The organism is Micromonospora sp. WMMD558 (assembly GCF_049315255.1).
Lineage (GTDB): Bacteria > Actinomycetota > Actinomycetes > Mycobacteriales > Micromonosporaceae > Micromonospora.
In genome coordinates this window covers 2,560,598-2,576,346 of the sequence record NZ_CP186061.1, presented here as the reverse complement: position 1 = coordinate 2,576,346, position 15,749 = coordinate 2,560,598, and the positions used below count along the sequence as shown (strand labels likewise).

The 15,749-nt window shown below is 73.5% G+C and carries 14 protein-coding genes and 1 pseudogene; 9 read left to right on the top strand and 6 right to left on the bottom strand.

Features of this window, described 5'->3' with window-relative positions; translation table 11 throughout:
• Positions 1-36: 36 nt before the first annotated feature.
• The 4 genes and pseudogenes from ACN26Y_RS12610 to ACN26Y_RS12595 all read right to left on the bottom strand — a co-directional run.
• Positions 37-202: pseudogene (locus ACN26Y_RS12610) on the bottom strand (two-component sensor histidine kinase); the annotation flags it as partial.
• Positions 199-900 (bottom strand): response regulator transcription factor, encoded by a 702-nt coding sequence (locus ACN26Y_RS12605; protein ID WP_155330465.1) that lies wholly within the window; start codon positions 898-900, stop codon positions 199-201. The pseudogene ACN26Y_RS12610 and the gene ACN26Y_RS12605, both read right to left, overlap by 4 nt.
• A gap of 65 nt (positions 901-965) precedes the next feature.
• On the bottom strand, positions 966-1,874 hold the full coding sequence (locus tag ACN26Y_RS12600; protein ID WP_422734747.1) for a lysophospholipid acyltransferase family protein: 909 nt from the start codon (positions 1,872-1,874) through the stop codon (positions 966-968).
• Positions 1,871-2,644 (bottom strand): GNAT family N-acetyltransferase, encoded by a 774-nt coding sequence (locus tag ACN26Y_RS12595; RefSeq protein ID WP_155330463.1) that lies wholly within the window; start codon positions 2,642-2,644, stop codon positions 1,871-1,873. The genes ACN26Y_RS12600 and ACN26Y_RS12595 overlap by 4 nt, the downstream gene beginning before the upstream one ends.
• Positions 2,645-2,819: 175 nt before the next feature.
• Here ACN26Y_RS12595 and ACN26Y_RS12590 point away from each other — a divergent pair, with 175 nt between their 5' ends.
• From ACN26Y_RS12590 to ACN26Y_RS12580, 3 genes are all read left to right on the top strand, one after another.
• A complete protein-coding gene (locus tag ACN26Y_RS12590; protein WP_422734746.1) occupies positions 2,820-3,494 on the top strand; it encodes a hypothetical protein in 675 nt (224 codons plus the stop codon).
• A gap of 186 nt (positions 3,495-3,680) precedes the next feature.
• Positions 3,681-4,616: an ABC transporter ATP-binding protein gene (locus ACN26Y_RS12585; RefSeq protein WP_155330461.1), complete on the top strand. Its 936-nt coding sequence runs from the start codon at positions 3,681-3,683 to the stop codon at positions 4,614-4,616.
• Positions 4,613-5,434, top strand: a complete 822-nt coding sequence (locus ACN26Y_RS12580) for an ABC transporter permease subunit (RefSeq protein ID WP_155330460.1) — start codon at positions 4,613-4,615, stop codon at positions 5,432-5,434. The genes ACN26Y_RS12585 and ACN26Y_RS12580 overlap by 4 nt, the downstream gene beginning before the upstream one ends.
• Positions 5,435-5,506: 72 nt before the next feature.
• Here ACN26Y_RS12580 and ACN26Y_RS12575 read toward each other — a convergent pair whose 3' ends face one another.
• Positions 5,507-5,914, bottom strand: a complete 408-nt coding sequence (locus ACN26Y_RS12575; protein ID WP_155330459.1) for a hypothetical protein — start codon at positions 5,912-5,914, stop codon at positions 5,507-5,509.
• Between the two features lie 300 nt (positions 5,915-6,214).
• Between ACN26Y_RS12575 and ACN26Y_RS12570 the strand changes: the two genes are divergently transcribed.
• The 4 genes from ACN26Y_RS12570 (at position 6,215) to ACN26Y_RS12555 (ending at position 13,449) form a co-directional block, all read left to right on the top strand.
• Positions 6,215-9,934, top strand: coding sequence for a multifunctional oxoglutarate decarboxylase/oxoglutarate dehydrogenase thiamine pyrophosphate-binding subunit/dihydrolipoyllysine-residue succinyltransferase subunit (locus ACN26Y_RS12570; protein ID WP_422734745.1), 3,720 nt, complete (start codon positions 6,215-6,217; stop codon positions 9,932-9,934).
• A 78-nt stretch (positions 9,935-10,012) separates the two neighbouring features.
• A complete protein-coding gene (locus ACN26Y_RS12565) occupies positions 10,013-10,192 on the top strand; it encodes a DUF6104 family protein (RefSeq protein WP_155330457.1) in 180 nt (59 codons plus the stop codon).
• A gap of 51 nt (positions 10,193-10,243) precedes the next feature.
• Complete coding sequence (gene pta / locus ACN26Y_RS12560) at positions 10,244-12,331, top strand: phosphate acetyltransferase (protein ID WP_155330456.1); 2,088 nt, start codon at positions 10,244-10,246, stop codon at positions 12,329-12,331.
• Positions 12,328-13,449: an acetate/propionate family kinase gene (locus ACN26Y_RS12555; protein WP_422734744.1), complete on the top strand. Its 1,122-nt coding sequence runs from the start codon at positions 12,328-12,330 to the stop codon at positions 13,447-13,449. The genes pta and ACN26Y_RS12555 overlap by 4 nt, the downstream gene beginning before the upstream one ends.
• 9 nt (positions 13,450-13,458) lie before the next feature.
• On the opposite strand, the gene ACN26Y_RS12550 is transcribed toward ACN26Y_RS12555, so the two are convergent.
• Positions 13,459-13,626: a hypothetical protein gene (locus ACN26Y_RS12550; protein WP_196255844.1), complete on the bottom strand. Its 168-nt coding sequence runs from the start codon at positions 13,624-13,626 to the stop codon at positions 13,459-13,461.
• 158 nt (positions 13,627-13,784) lie between these two features.
• Here ACN26Y_RS12550 and ACN26Y_RS12545 point away from each other — a divergent pair, with 158 nt between their 5' ends.
• Complete coding sequence (locus ACN26Y_RS12545; protein ID WP_155330454.1) at positions 13,785-14,675, top strand: alpha/beta hydrolase family protein; 891 nt, start codon at positions 13,785-13,787, stop codon at positions 14,673-14,675.
• A gap of 95 nt (positions 14,676-14,770) precedes the next feature.
• Positions 14,771-15,742: an alpha/beta hydrolase family protein gene (locus ACN26Y_RS12540; RefSeq protein WP_422734743.1), complete on the top strand. Its 972-nt coding sequence runs from the start codon at positions 14,771-14,773 to the stop codon at positions 15,740-15,742.
• Positions 15,743-15,749: the final 7 nt, after the last annotated feature.

Here is a 15,749-nt window from a genome sequence, read left to right as displayed (position 1 = left end):
TCGCGGCCCAGCTCGTCACGCTGCCGCTCGCCGAGCGCAGGTCCGCGTCCACCTGGTCGATCAGATAGCTGCGCAGGAAGTAGGTGGTCAGCGAGCTGATCACCAGCAGCGCGGCTGCCACCAGCGCGAGGACCGCGGTGACCAGCTTGACGCGGAGCGGGACGCTGCGGAGCCGGAGCTTCGCCTGCTGGACGACGTTCACGCCGCCGGCTTGCGAAGGACGTACCCCACCCCACGGAGCGTGTGGATCAGCCGGGGCTGGGTGTTGTCGACCTTGCGCCGCAGGTACGAGATGTACGACTCGACGATGTTGTCGTCACCCCGGAAGTCGTAGTTCCACACGTGGTCGAGGATCTGCGCCTTGGACAGCACCCGGTTGGCGTTGAGCATGAGGTAGCGCAGCAGCTTGAACTCGGTCGGCGACAGCTGCACCCGCTGGCCCGCCCGGTACACCTCGTGGGTCTCCTCGTCCAGCTCCAGGTCGGCGAAGGTGAGCCGGGACGGCGCCTGCTCGCCGGTGCTCGTACGCCGCAGCACGGCGCGGATCCGCGCGGTCAGCTCCTCCAGGCTGAACGGCTTGGTGACGTAGTCGTCGCCGCCCAGGGTGAGGCCGCGGATCTTGTCGTCGGTGGCGTCCCGGGCGGTGAGGAAGACGACCGGCGTCCGGGTGCCGCCCTCGCGCATCATCCGGATGACCTCGAATCCGTCGAGGTCGGGCAGCATGACGTCCAGCACGACCAGATCGGGGCGGTGGTCCTTCGCGACGTTCAGCGCGGCGCTGCCGCTGGTGGCGGTAGCCACGTCGAAACCCGCGAACCGCAGGCTCGCGGAGAGCAGTTCGAGGATGTTGGGGTCGTCCTCGACGACGAGCAGTCGCGCCTCGGTCTGGGTAGCGGCCATGCGGCCCATCATCCGCGCTCAGGCTGCGCCCCGCCTGGGCGGTCGCTGAAAAGAATCTGTGAGGCTCAGGCCGCCAGGTCGAGCTCCCGCTCCGCGACCACCAGCCGGGTCGGCAGCGCGTGCAGCGCCGCGGCCCGGGGCACCCGGGACGGCACCAGGTGCACGGCCGACTCGGCGGCCCGGGCCAGCACCCGCCGGTCGGCGTCCGCCGCCGGATGCAGGGCCGCCGTGACGGTCACCGTCACCACCAGGTCGCGGGCGGCGAGCACCCGCCGCAGCGACCGCCACAGGGTCTCGTCGCCCAGGAAGGCCGCCGCGGTGGTGGCCGTGTCGGTGGCCGCGCACCGGTAGCCGATCCGCAGCGGCACCACCGGGGCACCCGCGTCGATCGCGGCCTGGAACATCGCCGGCCGGAACCCGCCGGCCGGCCGGCAGTCCCCCGCGTCGCCGCACCAGGTGGTGCCCTCCGGGAAGACGGCGACCGCCCGCCCGGAGCGCAGCAGGGCGGCCAGCCGCGTCACCGTGTCCGGCAGGTCCCGGGGCCGGGCCCGGTCCACGAAGACGGTCCCGGCGACACCGGCGAGCTGACCGATCAGCGGCCACGCCCGCACCTCGCTCTTGGCCATCATCCGGGCCGGCGACGCGGCCAGCACCGCCAGGATGTCCAGCCACGACACGTGGTTGGCGACCAGCAGCGCGCGCCGCCGGGGCAGCCGGCCCCGGACCACCAGGCGCACGCCGACGGCCCGGGCGGTGGCCCGCGCCCAGCGGCGGATCGCGGCCTCCCGCTCGCGAGCGGGCAGCAGCGGAAGCAGCACCGCCAGGCCGGCACCGGCGAGCAGCATCCCCAGCCCGGCGACCATCCGGCCCAGCCGCCGCGCGGCGGAGACGTCGGGCACGTCGCCGGGCACCGGCAGGCAGGTCGGGCCACACCCGGAGGTCGGCCGCCAGAGGTCGTACACGACGGCGGTCACCGCTCCACCTCGCCCAGGAAGTGCCGCAGGTAGCGGGGATTCATCCGGTCCAGGGAGAAGAGCACGTAGAAGTCGGCGACCCCGAAGTCCGGGTCGTAGGCCGGCGCGCCGCAGACCCACGCGCCGAGGCGCAGGTAGCCGCGGAGCAGCGGCGGGACCAGTGCCCGCGCCTGCGCGCCCCCGACCGCGCCGGTGGGCACGCCGGGCTCGGCGAACCAGGGGCGCAGCGGGCGGACCCGCAGCGGCGGCGGAGCCAGGTGCTTCGCCTGCGCCAGGGCCCACACCTCCGCGACCGCCCGTCCCCCGTCGGCCACCGGGACCGAGGCGCAGCCGCCGAGCCAGCGGACGCCACGCAGGTGCAGGTAGCGGGCGATGCCGGCCCACATCAGGTTGATCACGGCGCCGGAGCGGTGGTCCGGGTGTACGCAGGACCGGCCGGCCTCCACCAGGTCGTCGCGGAGCGGGTCCAGCGGCGTCAGGTCGAACTCGTCCTCGGCGTACCGGCGGTCGGCGCGGCCCGGCGGCAGCAGGCGGTACGTCCCGACCACCTCACCGCTGCTCTCCTGCCGCACGATGAGGTGGTCGCAGTACTGGTCGAAGTCGTCGACGTCCAGGTCACCCGCGCCGGGGCGCAGGGTGGCGCCCAACTCGGTGGCGAAGACCTCGTGTCGGAGGCGTTGCGCGGCCGCGACCTGGTTGGGGTCGTCGGCGATCAACAGCGTGTACCCGCTGGTCGTGAGGGGTGCGCCAGCGGCGGGCAGAACGGCCATGAGTTCTGTGTAGGGGGCTCGGGTTGCCGGTCACGGTGGTGAGGAGTGTCGATCGGGTGAACGGCGGTGGGCGGCCGGCTGCCGTGACCGCCCGGCGACGTCGACGGGCGGACGTGGGAGGCTGCCCCCGGGTGGGCCGGCGACGGGGCCGGCGCCGCCGACCGGAGGTGCGGGCATGATCATCGGTGCGCGGTACAACGGGCCGCCCGGCTCGGGCAACGGCGGGTGGAGCGCGGGGACGTTCGCGGCCGGGGACCCGGGCCTGCGGGCAGGCCGGCCCGGCGCGGCCGACGCCGCGGTGGAGGTGACCCTGCGGCGGCCGCCGCCGCTGGAGACCCCGCTGACCCGGCACGGGACCGAGGTCCGCGACCCGGACGGGCAGCTGGTCGCGGAGGTCCGTCCGGTCCCGGGGTTCCGCACCGTCGTGCAGCCGGTCGACCTGGCGACGGCGCGGGCGGCCGCGGCCGGGTACGCCGGGCTGGTGGACCACCCCTTCCCCGGTTGCTTCGTCTGCGGCCCGGAGCGGGCCGACGGCCTGCGGATCTTTCCCGGTCCGCTGCCCGACGGCCGCACCGCCGCGCCGTTCCGGGTGCCGGACGACGTCGACGCGGTGACCGTCTGGGCGGCGCTGGACTGCCCCGGCGGCTGGTCGGTGATCGCGCCCGGCCGGCCGTACGTGCTGGGTCGGATCGCCGCCGTGGTCGAAGCGCTGCCGCAGCCGGGCGCCGAGTGCGTGGTGACCGGGCTGACGGCGGGCGCCGAGGGCCGGAAGGCCGAGGTGCACAGCAGCCTGTACGCCCCGGACGGGACCCTCCTCGCCTGGGCCCGCGCCACCTGGATCGCGGTGTGACGGCGGAGGAGGGGCTCCTGGCCGACGGAACCCCTCCCCGACACCACGGCGGGTCGTTCCTCAGGAGTAGCCGCCTCCGCCGCGAGACGGAGGTGCGGGTACGGACCGCGCCTGATTGATTTGGTTGCGCCGGCCGGTCACGCTGTGCAGCGGCGTACCCCGACGCCACCACACGAGGGGAGAAGAATGTCTGACGGGCAGCGAAGCCCCACCAGCGACGGTCAGATCGTGGTGTCCGGCCTGACGAAGGTCTACCGCAACGTCCGCGCGGTCGACGACCTGTCCTTCACGGTCGAGCCGGGCCGGGTCACCGGCTTCCTCGGCCCGAACGGCGCCGGTAAGACGACCACGCTCCGCATGCTGCTGAACCTGGTCACCCCGACCGGCGGCCAGGCGACCATCGGTGGCCGGCGGTACGCCGACCTGACCGATCCGCTGCGGCACGTGGGGGCGGTGCTGGAGGCGTCCAGCGCGCACAAGGGCCGCACCGGGATCAACCACCTGCGGGTGATCTGCGCGGCCGCCGGCCTGCCGAAGTCCCGGGCCGACGAGGCGCTGGCGCTGGTCGGGCTGACGCCGGCCGCGAAGCGCAAGTTCAAGGGCTACTCGCTCGGCATGAAGCAGCGGCTGGGCATCGCCGCCGCGATGCTCGGCGACCCGCGGGTGCTGATCCTGGACGAGCCGGCGAACGGCCTCGACCCGGAGGGCATCCGGTGGATGCGCGGCTTCCTCAAGAGCCTGGCCACCGAGGGACGCACGGTGCTGGTCTCCAGCCACCTGCTGTCCGAGATGCAGCTCCTCGCCGACGACGTGGTGATCATCGCCGCTGGCCGGCTGGTCCGGCAGGGCCCGGTGGACCAGGTGATCGGGTCGATGGCGCAGGGCGTGCGGGTACGCGTCCGCACGCCGCAGGCCGACACGCTGACCGCCGCGCTGAAGGACGGCCCGGCCACCGTGGACGTCGACGAGCACGGGACGCTGCTGGTCGGCGGTGTGGACGCGCCGACGGTGGGCCGGGCGGCCCTGGCCGCCGGTGTCGAGCTGCACGAACTCACCACGGAACGGCCCGACCTCGAGGGCGTGTTCCTGGAGCTGACGGCCGGAAAGGCGGACATCCGATGAACCTCGTCCGAGCCGAGCTGGCGAAGATCCGTACCACCAACCTGTGGTGGATCCTGGCGCTGATCTACCTGCCGCTGTGGGGCCTCACCCTGTTCTTCAACTACATCCAGACGGATCAGCTGGTGAACGGGAATCTCGGCCAGGTGCCGGAGGACCAGGCCGACACCGTGGCGGCGGTCGCCCTCCCGGACAATCTGGCCGCGAACCTCTACACCAACGGCCAGTTCTTCGGCCTGCTGATGGTGATGCTGCTCGGCATCCTGGTGGTGACCAACGAGTTCTTCCACCAGACCGTCACCACCACGTTCCTCACGACACCGCACCGGAGCGCCGTGATGGCGGCCAAGTTGGTGGCCACGGCCGTCCTGGGGCTGATCTTCTGGTTGGTCACGACCGGCGCGAACCTGCTGGTCGGCTCGGCGGTGCTGGAGTCGGTCGGGGTCGGTGCCCGGTTCGGGAGCGCGGCGTGGGAGGCGGTCGGGCTGAACGCCCTGGCGTACCTGCTGTGGGCGATCCTCGGCGTCGGGATCGGGGTGCTGATCCGCAGCCAGATCGGGGCCACCGTCACCGGCATCCTGCTCTACCTGGGTGGCACGATCGGCGCGGTCATCGTCATCAGCACGCTGGCAGCCCGCTTCGGGGACTGGATCAACAACCTCCAGCTCCTGGTGCCCTCCCTCGCCTCCGGCCTGATGGTCACCGGAGCCGAGATCCCGGGCAACCCGCCGCGCTGGGCGGGCGCCGCGGTGCTGATCGGGTACGCGGTGGTGGCCGGCGTGATCGGCACGCTGACCGTACGTCGGCGGGACATCTCCTGACGCGCGTGGTGGCGGGGGCGGCACCGTTCCCGCCACCGCGTCGCGGGCCGGCCCCCGGCCACGTCGCCCGCGTCACCCGCCGGGGCAGCCCCGGCCGCCGCTGACCGGGATGCACTGGGTGACCCTCGGCGCCGGTTCCTCGTCCGCCGGGGTGTGGCCGATCAGGGTGGTGGCCACCATGCTGCTCGCCACCGCCGTGACCAGGTAGACCGCCACCACGCCGACGCCCGCGCCGACGAAGTGCCGCCGCCAGTACGCGTCGTCGGCCCGTGCCGCGAGCAGCAGCCCGACCAGCGGGAGCACCGCGTTGAGGACCAGCCCGCCGATCAGCAACGCGTCGGTGGTCGCGCCGAACGCCCGCGCCGCCTCGCGGGTCGGTGCGTACGGGTCCGAGGCTCGCCGGATCAGGCCGGTGATCAGCAGGAACGGCACCCCGTAGAGCCAGCCGAAGAAGAGCGCGGGAAGGCCGAGCCTCCTCACGAGCCCACCCCGAGGGCCGCCGCCCCGACAGCGCTGACCGCCACGGCGACCGCCACGGTCAGCGTGCCGGCACGCCCGGGGTGCGGCATTCGGTACGGATACTCAGTTCCGCATACCAGTCATCGACGGCGTACGCAGCGTTTGCCGAACTTCTGGCATCTTCTGTGAAACGGACCACGCGACGGAGGCGGAAATGCCTGCGGGTTCCGTACGGCGTAGCCTGGGACCCGACTCCGCGCGCCCGGAGGAAAGGGCGCACCGCGTGACACACAACCCGCGTGAAAGAGGCGATTACCGGCCGTGTCGACCCAGCAGACTTCGCAGGAGAACCCACTGGCGGGTTTCGGCCCGAACGAGTGGATCGTCGAAGAGATGTACCAGCGGTACCTCACCGACCCCACCAGCGTCGACCCGGCCTGGCACGACTTCTTCGCGGACTACCGGCCCGCACCGGGCGCCGCGACGCCGCGTGCCGAGCAGCCCGCCCCGAAGCCGGCCGCCAAGCCCGAGCCGTCCGGCCAGCAGGAGGCCGCCGCGACCGTCGCGCAGCCCGCGCGCAAGGAGGAGGCGAAGCCGGCTCCGGCCAAGCCCACGGCGCAGAAGGCCGCCGCCAAGCCGGCCCCGGCCAAGGCCGCACCGGCGAAGGCCGCCGCCCCGACCGCCGCCGGCCCGCAGACCACGCCGCTGCGCGGCGTCGCCGCCAAGATCGTCCAGAACATGGACGCGTCGTTGAGCGTGCCGACCGCGACCAGCGTGCGCGCCGTCCCGGCCAAGCTCCTGGTCGACAACCGCATCGTGATCAACAACCACCTGGCCCGCGGGCGGGGTGGCAAGGTCAGCTTCACCCACCTGATCGGGTACGCGCTGGTCCGCGCGCTGGTGGCGCACCCGGAGATGAACAACTCGTACGCCGAGGTCGACGGCAAGCCGGTGCTGGTCCGCCCCGAGCACGTCAACCTGGGCATCGCCATCGACCTGACCAAGCCGGACGGCAGCCGCAACCTGGTGGTGCCCTCCATCAAGGCCTGCGAGCAGATGGACTTCCGGCAGTTCTGGCAGGCGTACGAGGACGTCGTCCGCCGGGCTCGGAAGAACGAGCTGACGATGGAGGACTACTCCGGCACCACCATCTCGCTGACCAACCCGGGCGGCATCGGCACCGTGCACTCGATGCCGCGACTGATGACCGGCCAGAGCGCGATCATTGGCGTCGGCGCGATGGAGTACCCGGCGCCGTACCAGGGCATGAGCGAGGCCACCCTCGCGGAGCTGGCGGTCAGCAAGGTCATCACGCTGACCAGCACGTACGACCACCGCATCATCCAGGGCGCGCAGTCCGGCGAGTTCCTGAAGGTGATGCACGAGCTGCTGCTCGGCGAGCACGGCTTCTACGACCAGATCTTCACCTCGCTGCGCATCCCGTACGAGCCGGTGCGCTGGATGCGCGACGTCGCGATCGACGGCGAGGGCCAGATCAACAAGACCGCGCGGGTGCACGAGCTGATCCACGCGTACCGGGTGCGCGGCCACCTGATGGCCGACACCGACCCGCTGGAGTTCAAGATCCGCAAGCACCCGGACCTGGACGTCCTCCAGCACGGGCTGACCCTGTGGGATCTGGACCGGGTCTTCCCGGTGAACGGCTTCGCCGGCCGGCAGCGGATGAAGCTGCGCGAGGTCCTCGGTGTGCTGCGCGACTCGTACTGCCGCCGGGTCGGCATCGAGTACATGCACATCCAGGACCCGGAGGAGCGGCGCTGGATCCAGGAGCGGGTCGAGCGCCGGTACGAGAAGCCGTCGCCGGAGGAGCAGAAGCACGTGCTCAACCGGCTCAACGCCGCGGAGGCGTTCGAAACCTTCCTGCAGACCAAGTACGTGGGCCAGAAGCGGTTCTCGCTGGAGGGCGGCGAGTCGCTGATCCCGCTGCTGGGCGAGGTGCTGGAGGCTTCCGCCGAGGGCGGGCTGGACGAGGTCGTCATCGGCATGGCGCACCGGGGCCGGCTCAACGTGCTGGCGAACATCGTCGGCAAGCCGTACGAGAAGATCTTCTCCGAGTTCGAGGGCCACCTGGACCCGCGTTCCACCCAGGGCTCCGGCGACGTCAAGTACCACCTCGGCCAGAACGGCAAGTTCACCACGCCGGACGGCGAGCACGCGGTGAAGGTCTCGGTGGTGGCGAACCCGTCGCACCTGGAGGCCGTCGACCCGGTGCTGGAGGGCATCGTCCGGGCCAAGCAGGACCGGATCGACCTCAAGCTGGAGGGTTACACCGTGCTGCCGCTGGCGGTGCACGGTGACGCCGCGTTCGCCGGCCAGGGCGTGGTCGCCGAGACGCTCAACCTGTCCCAGCTGCGCGGCTACCGCACCGGCGGCACCGTGCACGTCGTGGTCAACAACCAGGTCGGCTTCACGACCGCCCCGGAGTACAGCCGCTCCAGCCTCTACAGCACCGACGTGGCCCGGATGATCCAGGCGCCGATCTTCCACGTCAACGGTGACGACCCGGAGGCCGTGGTCCGGGTCGCCCGGCTCGCCTTCGAGTACCGGCAGGCGTTCAACAAGGACGTCGTGATCGACCTGGTCTGCTACCGGCGGCGCGGACACAACGAGGGCGACGACCCGTCGATGTCCAACCCCCAGATGTACAAGATCATCGACTCGAAGCGCTCGGTGCGGAAGCTCTACACCGAGGAGCTGATCGGGCGGGGTGACATCACCGTGGAGGACGCGGAGGAGCTGCTGCGCGACTACCAGGCGCAGCTGGAGCGGGTCTTCAAGGCCACCCGCGACGCCGCCACCACGCCGCGCCAGCTCTCCCGCCCCAAGCGAAAGGAGGAGCCGGAGCCGCAGGTCGAGACCGCCACCGACACCGCGGTCGTCAAGGCGATCGGCGAGGCGCACGTCAACCTGCCGGAGGGCTTCACCCCGCACAAGCGGATCCAGCAGCTGCTCGACCGGCGGGCCAAGATGTCCGTCGAGGGCAACATCGACTGGGGCTTCGGCGAGATCATCGCTTTCGGCTCGCTGCTGCACGACGGGGTCACCGTCCGGCTCGCCGGCCAGGACTCGCGCCGCGGCACGTTCGTGCAGCGGCACGCCTCGGTCGTCGACGCTCGGACCGGCGACGACTACCTGCCGCTGAAGTCGCTCACCGGCGACGGCGAGCGGTCCCGGTTCTTCGTGCACGACTCGCTGCTCAGCGAGTACGCGGCGATGGGCTTCGAGTACGGCTACTCGGTGGAGAACGTCAACGCGCTGGTCTGCTGGGAGGCCCAGTTCGGCGACTTCGTCAACGGCGCCCAGTCGGTCATCGACGAGTTCATCTCCTCCGGCGAGGTGAAGTGGGGCCAGCGCTCGGCGGTCACCCTGCTGCTGCCGCACGGCCACGAGGGCCAAGGCCCGGACCACACCTCCGGCCGCCCGGAGCGGTTCCTCCAGCTCTGCGCCGAGGACAACATGCGGGTGGCGATCCCGACCACCCCGGCGAACTACTTCCACCTGCTGCGCCGCCAGGCCCTGTCGCCGAAGCGGAAGCCGCTGGTGGTGTTCACGCCGAAGTCCCTGCTGCGGCACCGGCTCTGCATCTCGCAGGTCGAGGACTTCACCACCGGCACCTTCCAGCCGGTGCTGCCCGACGGCGGGGCCCCGGCACCGGAGCAGGTGAAGCGGGTGCTGCTCTGCTCGGGCAAGGTCTACTACGACCTGTTCCAGGCCCGGCAGGAGCGCGGCGTCACCGACACCGCGATCATCCGGGTCGAGCAGCTGTACCCGATCCCGGTCGACGAGATCCGGGCCGCCCTCGCGACGTACCCGAACGCGGAGGACTTCGCCTGGGTCCAGGAGGAGCCGGCCAACCAGGGCGCCTGGTCGTTCGTCGCGCTGAACATGCTGGAGCACCTCGACGGTGTCCGGCTGCGCCGCATCTCCCGTCCGGCCGCGGCCGCCCCGGCGGTCGGTTCGGCCAAGATGCACGACGTCGAGCAGCAGGCGCTGATCGAGGCGGCCCTCCCCCGCCCGTAACGCACCACGCACGGCGGCGGGGCAGGGACGGTCGTCCCTGCCCCGCCGCCGTCGCGCCACCACAGACGAGGAACGCACATGTACTTCACCGACCGTGGGATCGAGGAACTGGTCGAGCGACGCGGCGACGAGCAGATCAGCATCGAGTGGCTGGCCGAGCGCCTGCGCGACTTCGTCGACCTGAACCCCGAGTTCGAGACGCCGATCGAGCGTCTCGCCACGTACCTGGCCCGTCTCGACGACGAGGACGACGAGTGACCGACGGCCCGGGACGCAGGACCCGGGCGGGGGGCACGCCGATCTCCTAGGGTGGATCTCGTGGCCCGGAGTGTGTACGTCACCAGCGTGGGGTCCGGCGGGGGCAAGTCGACGGTCGCCCTCGGCCTCGCCGAACTGCTGTCCCGGCAGGTCGAACGGATCGGGGCGTTCCGCCCGCTGGTCGGCGGAGCCACCCCGGATCCCATCCTGGCCCTGCTCGCCGACCGGTACCGGATCGAGCTGCCGCCCGCGGATCTGGCCGGCGCGACGTACGCCGAGGCCACCGCGATGGTCGCCGACGGGCGGCGGGAGCAGTTGATCTCCGGGATCGTGGCGCGCTACCGCGAGGTGGAGCGCCGCTGCCCGGCGGTGGTCGTGGTGGGCAGCGACTTCGCCGACGGCGGCGCCGGCGCCGGCCCCCGCGAGCTGGCCTTCAACGCGCGGCTCGCCACCGAGTTCGGCAGCGTCGTGGTCCCGGTCGTCGACGGGTACGGGCAGCAGCCGGCCGCCATCTCGGCGTCGGCGCGCCGGGCGTACCACGATCTGGAGGACCTCGGCGCGACGGTGCTGGCGGTGGTCGCCAACCGGATGGCGGAGCCGATGCCGCTGCCCGACCTGCCGGTCCCCACGTACGCGATTCCGGAGGTGCCGAGCGTGTCGGCGCCGACGGTCGCCGAGGTGGCGGCGGCGCTCGGCGCCACGCTGCTCGCCGGCGACGACGCCGCCCTCAGCCGCGACGTGCTCGACTACGTGGTCGGCGCGGCCCACGTGCCGACCCTGCTCGACCACCTCACCGAGGGCGCCCTGGTGATCATGCCGGGCGACCGGGACGACCTCCTGGTCGCCACGAGCGCGGCGCACGTGGCCGGGCAGGTCTCGCTGTCCGGGCTGGTCCTCACCCTCGGCGAGCGGCCGGACCCGCGCGCGATGCGGCTGGTGGAGCGGCTGAAGCCGGGGCTCGCGGTGCTCTCGGTGCCCAGCGACAGCTACGACACGGTCGCCGCGTCCAGCCGGATCGAGGGCCGGCCCAGCGCCGGCAACCCGCGCAAGGTGGAGGCCGCGCTCGGCGCCTTCGAGCGCTGCGTGGACACCGACGACCTGGCCCGCCGGCTGCGGGTCAGCCGCTCCGAGCGGGTTACGCCGCTGATGTTCGAGTACGACCTGATCGACCGCGCCCGGGCGCGGCGCCGGCACCTGGTGCTGCCCGAGGGCTCGGAGGAGCGGATCCTGCGGGCGGCCGAGATCCTGCTGCGCCGGGGCGTCGCCGACCTGACCCTGCTCGGCCGGCCCGACGACATCGCCCGGCGCACCCGGGAACTGGGTGTCGACATCGCCGGCGTCCGGGTGGTCGACCCGGTCACCAGCGGGTGGCGCGACGAGTTCGCCGCCGGGTACGCGAAGCTGCGCGCCCACCGGGGGGTCACGCTGGACCTGGCCCACGACATCGTGGCCCAGCCCAACTACTTCGGCACGATGATGGTGCAGACCGGGTACGCCGACGGCATGGTCTCCGGCGCGACCCACACCACCGCCGCCACCATCCGCCCCGCCTTCGAGATCATCCGGACCATGCCGGGGGTGTCCGTCGCGTCCAGCGTCTTCTTCATGCTGCTCGCCGACCGTGTCCTGGTGTACGGCGACTGCGCGGTCAACCCCGACCCGGACGCCGCCCAACTCGCCGACATCGCGATCTCGTCGGCCGACACCGCCGCCCGGTTCGGCATCGAGCCGAGGGTGGCGATGCTGTCGTACTCCACCGGCGCCTCCGGCGCCGGCGCGGACGTGGAGAAGGTCGCGGCGGCCACCCTGCTGGTCCGGGAACGCCGACCGGACCTGCTGGTGGAGGGCCCGATCCAGTACGACGCGGCGATCGACCCGGCGGTGGCGGCGACGAAACTGCCCGGCAGCGAGGTGGCCGGCCGGGCGACGGTCTTCATCTTCCCGGACCTCAACACCGGCAACAACACGTACAAGGCGGTGCAGCGGTCGGCCGGCGCGGTGGCGGTCGGGCCGGTCATGCAGGGCCTGCGCCGGCCGGTGAACGACCTGTCCCGGGGCGCGACCGTTCCCGACATCGTCAACACGGTCGCGATCACCGCGATCCAGGCCGCCGCGTCGTCGGAGGAGGAGGTCGCGTGACCGAGCGGGTGCTGGTGCTCAACTGCGGGTCGTCGTCGGTGAAGTGGCGGCTCTACGACGGCGACGAAATCCGGGGCAAGGGCACGGTCGAGCGGATCGGCGAGCCCGGCGGCGGTCCGCCCGACCACGCGACGGCGGTCCGGCAGATCCTCGACGGTCTCGACCTGGCCGGGCTGGTGGCGGTCGGGCACCGGGTGGTGCACGGCGGGCGGCGCTTCGGCGAGCCGGTCCTGATCGACGACGAGGTGCTCGCCGCCATCCGGGCCCTGGTGCCGCTGGCGCCGCTGCACAACCCCGCCAACCTGGCCGGCATCGAGGTCGCCCGGGCGGCACTGCCGGACCTGCCGCAGGTCGCCGTCTTCGACACCGCCTTCCACACCACGCTCCCCGAGGCCGCCGCCACGTACGCGATCGACCGGGACACGGCCACCCGGTACGGCGTCCGGCGGTACGGCTTCCACGGCACGTCGCACGCGTACGTCTCCCGGCGCACCGCGGAACTGCTCAGCCGCCCGTACGAGGAGATCAACACGATCACCCTGCACCTCGGCAACGGGGCCAGTGTCACCGCGGTGGCCGGTGGGCGGAGCGTGGCCACCTCGATGGGCATGTCCCCGCTCGAAGGCCTGGTGATGGGCACCCGCAGCGGCGACCTGGACCCGACGGTGATCTTCCACCTGCGCCGGGAGGGCGGGCTGGGCGTCGACGAGATCGACGACCTGCTCAACCACCGCAGCGGCCTGCTGGGGCTGGCGGGCGCCAACGACATGCGCGAGGTGCTGGCGCGCCGGGCCGACGGCGACCGGGACGCCGCCCTCGCCTTCGACGTGTACTGCCGGCGGATCACCGCCTACGTCGGGGCGTACTACGCCCTGCTCGGCCGAGTGGACGCGGTCACCTTCACCGCGGGCGTCGGCGAGCACGCCGCCCCGGTGCGCGCGGCGGCGCTGGCCGGCCTGGAGCGGCTGGGCATCGCCGTCGACCCGGGCCGTAACGCCGGCAGCGGCGACCGTGTCATCTCCCCGGACGGCGCGGAGGTGACGGTCTGTGTGATCGGCACCGACGAGGAGCGGGAGATCGCCCGCGCGGCGCGCGCGGTGGCCGCGGGCTCGCGCTGACGCGCCGGCTCAGCCCAGGGCCAGCCAGGCGGCCAGGACGACCAGCACCACCGCGGCCACCACCGCGCCGACGAGCAGCGGCGCCCGACCGGCGGCCGGCGCCGGCGGCTCGGGCGTGTTCGCGAAGGCGCGGAACGCCTCGGTGTTGCCGGCCGGGTCGGAGTAGTTCTCAGGCATGCGCCCGACCATAGCGAAGGGCGTCGACGTAGCCGGGCCCCGGCGCGCGTGGATCCCACAGGTCGAGCCGGGCGGTGGAGGTGTTCCGGCCGGGTGGTGCGCGGACGCGGACCGGTCGGCGGGACCGGCCGGGGCACCCGGAGACCTACCGTGGATCCGTGGGAGTGCAACGGCTGGTCGCCGCGCTGCTGGCGGCGCTGCTGCTGGCGGGCTGCGCGCCGGCCACCTCCGTCACCGGGGGGCCGCCGCCGGCGCACCCGGCGCCCGGGAGCCCGTACGCCGTCGGCGTGCGTACGTTCACCCTCGACCCGGGTTCGGCGCGGCCCCTGCCGGTGACCCTCTGGTACCCGGCCGAGGGCGCCGCCGTGGCCGACGGGCGGTTCCCCGTCGTCGTCTACAGCCACGGGCTGGACAGCCTGCCGCGCCTGCACGCCGGCCTGGTCACCCGCTGGGCCGCCGCCGGGTTCGTGGTGGCCGCACCGGCGTACCCGCACACCCGGCGCGGCGCTCCCCGGTTCAGCCGAGCGGACGTCCGGCACCAGCCGGCCGACGCATGGCGGCTGATCCGGCATCTCGTCCGCCTGGACACCCGGCGCGGTGACCCCCTCGCCGGGCACCTGGACGTGGCCCGGTTCGCCGCCGCCGGCCACTCCGCCGGCGGCTTCACGACGGCCGGCATGTTCACCCCGGGCCACTCCGCCCGGTTGCGGGCCGGCATCGTGATCGCGGGCGGCGGGATGGCCGGTGGTCGCGCCGATCCGGCCGCGCCGCTGCTCTTCGTGCACGGCACGGCGGACCGCGTCGTCCCGCTGCGGGTCGGTCGTGCCGCGTACGACCGCGCCTCCGGGCCGGCGGCGTTCCTGAGCCTGCTCGGGCAGGGCCACGGCGAGTACCTGGGGCCGGGCCGGCGGGGCTTCGACCAGGTCCTCGCCGCCACGACCGAGTTCCTCCGCTGGACCCTCTACGGCGACCCGGCCGCCCGCCGCCGGCTGACCGGCGCGGCGCTCTCCCCCGGCGTGACGGCGTTCGAGCACCGGCTGACGACCTGAGCCGGCCCCGCCCGACCTCACCCGCTGCGGCCGGCACCGGCACAGCCCGTCGATCTCCGATGGGCGGGCCCGCCGGGCGAGGCACAATCGGAGCCATGTCGCGTCGCCTCACCCCTGCTCTGCTCGCCGGCGCCCTGGTCGCGGCCGGCCTGGCCGGGTGCTCCACGGACCGGCCGGCCGCCCCGGCGGCACCGCCGACCCTGGCCACCCCGACGCCACCCGCGGCCACCGGCGCACCGGCGCTCGCAGGCAGCGCGCCCGAGCGCACCTTCGCCGTCGGCGTACGGCAGCTCGCCCTGACCCGCGACGGGAGCCGGAAGCTGCCGGTGACCGTCTGGTACCCGGCGGCCGGCGCGACCGGTGGCGCCCCACGGAAGTCCGTGGACGCGGCCGACGGGAAGTTCCCGGTGGTCATGTTCAGCCACGGCCTGGGCGGGCGGCCCGCGGACTACGCGCCGCTGCTGACCCGCTGGGCGGAGGCCGGGTTCGTGGTGGCCGCCCCGACGTTCCCGCACACCGCCCGGGGCGGCGACGGCAACGTGCTCGACGTGCTCAACCAGCCCGCCGACGTGTCGTACGCCCTCGACGCCGTCCTCCGCCTGGACGCGACGGCGGGTGACCCGCTGCGCGGCCGGCTCGCCACCGAGCGGGTGGCGGCGGCCGGGCACTCGGCGGGCGGGGTGACCACGATCGGGCTGTTCACCGCCGGCCGGGACGAGCGGCTCGACGCCGGGGTGGTCTTCGCGGGCACCGCCCTGGGTGTGGGCACCGCGTTCGCGGGTGCCGCCGCCCCGCAGCTCTTCGTGCACGGCGAGGCCGACGAGGTGGTCGAGTACGCCGCCGGCAAGGCCGTGTACGAGAAGGTGCCCTGGCCGAAGGCGCTGCTCAGCCTCCCGAAGGGCGACCACGGCCGCGCCCTGCTCAGCGACGGCACCTCGCTGCGGGTGGTCTCCGACACGACGGTGGAGTTCCTGCGCTGGACGCTCTACGGGGACGAGACCGCGAAGCGCCGCATCCCGACCGACGCCGCCCGCGGCGACATCGCAACCCTGGACAACCGCCTCTGAGCGCCGC

What these genes read in the sequence shown, in the direction of transcription:
- ACN26Y_RS12540 (WP_422734743.1), top strand. Translation starts at nt 14,771, where the DNA reads ATGTCGCGTCGCCTCACCCCTGCTCTGCTCGCCGGCGCCCTGGTCGCG.
- ACN26Y_RS12585 (WP_155330461.1), top strand. Translation starts at nt 3,681, where the DNA reads ATGTCTGACGGGCAGCGAAGCCCCACCAGCGACGGTCAGATCGTGGTG.
- ACN26Y_RS12565 (WP_155330457.1), top strand. Translation starts at nt 10,013, where the DNA reads ATGTACTTCACCGACCGTGGGATCGAGGAACTGGTCGAGCGACGCGGC.
- ACN26Y_RS12605 (WP_155330465.1), bottom strand. Translation starts at nt 900, where the DNA reads ATGGCCGCTACCCAGACCGAGGCGCGACTGCTCGTCGTCGAGGACGAC.
- ACN26Y_RS12580 (WP_155330460.1), top strand. Translation starts at nt 4,613, where the DNA reads ATGAACCTCGTCCGAGCCGAGCTGGCGAAGATCCGTACCACCAACCTG.
- ACN26Y_RS12550 (WP_196255844.1), bottom strand. Translation starts at nt 13,626, where the DNA reads ATGCCTGAGAACTACTCCGACCCGGCCGGCAACACCGAGGCGTTCCGC.
- ACN26Y_RS12590 (WP_422734746.1), top strand. Translation starts at nt 2,820, where the DNA reads ATGATCATCGGTGCGCGGTACAACGGGCCGCCCGGCTCGGGCAACGGC.
- ACN26Y_RS12595 (WP_155330463.1), bottom strand. Translation starts at nt 2,644, where the DNA reads ATGGCCGTTCTGCCCGCCGCTGGCGCACCCCTCACGACCAGCGGGTAC.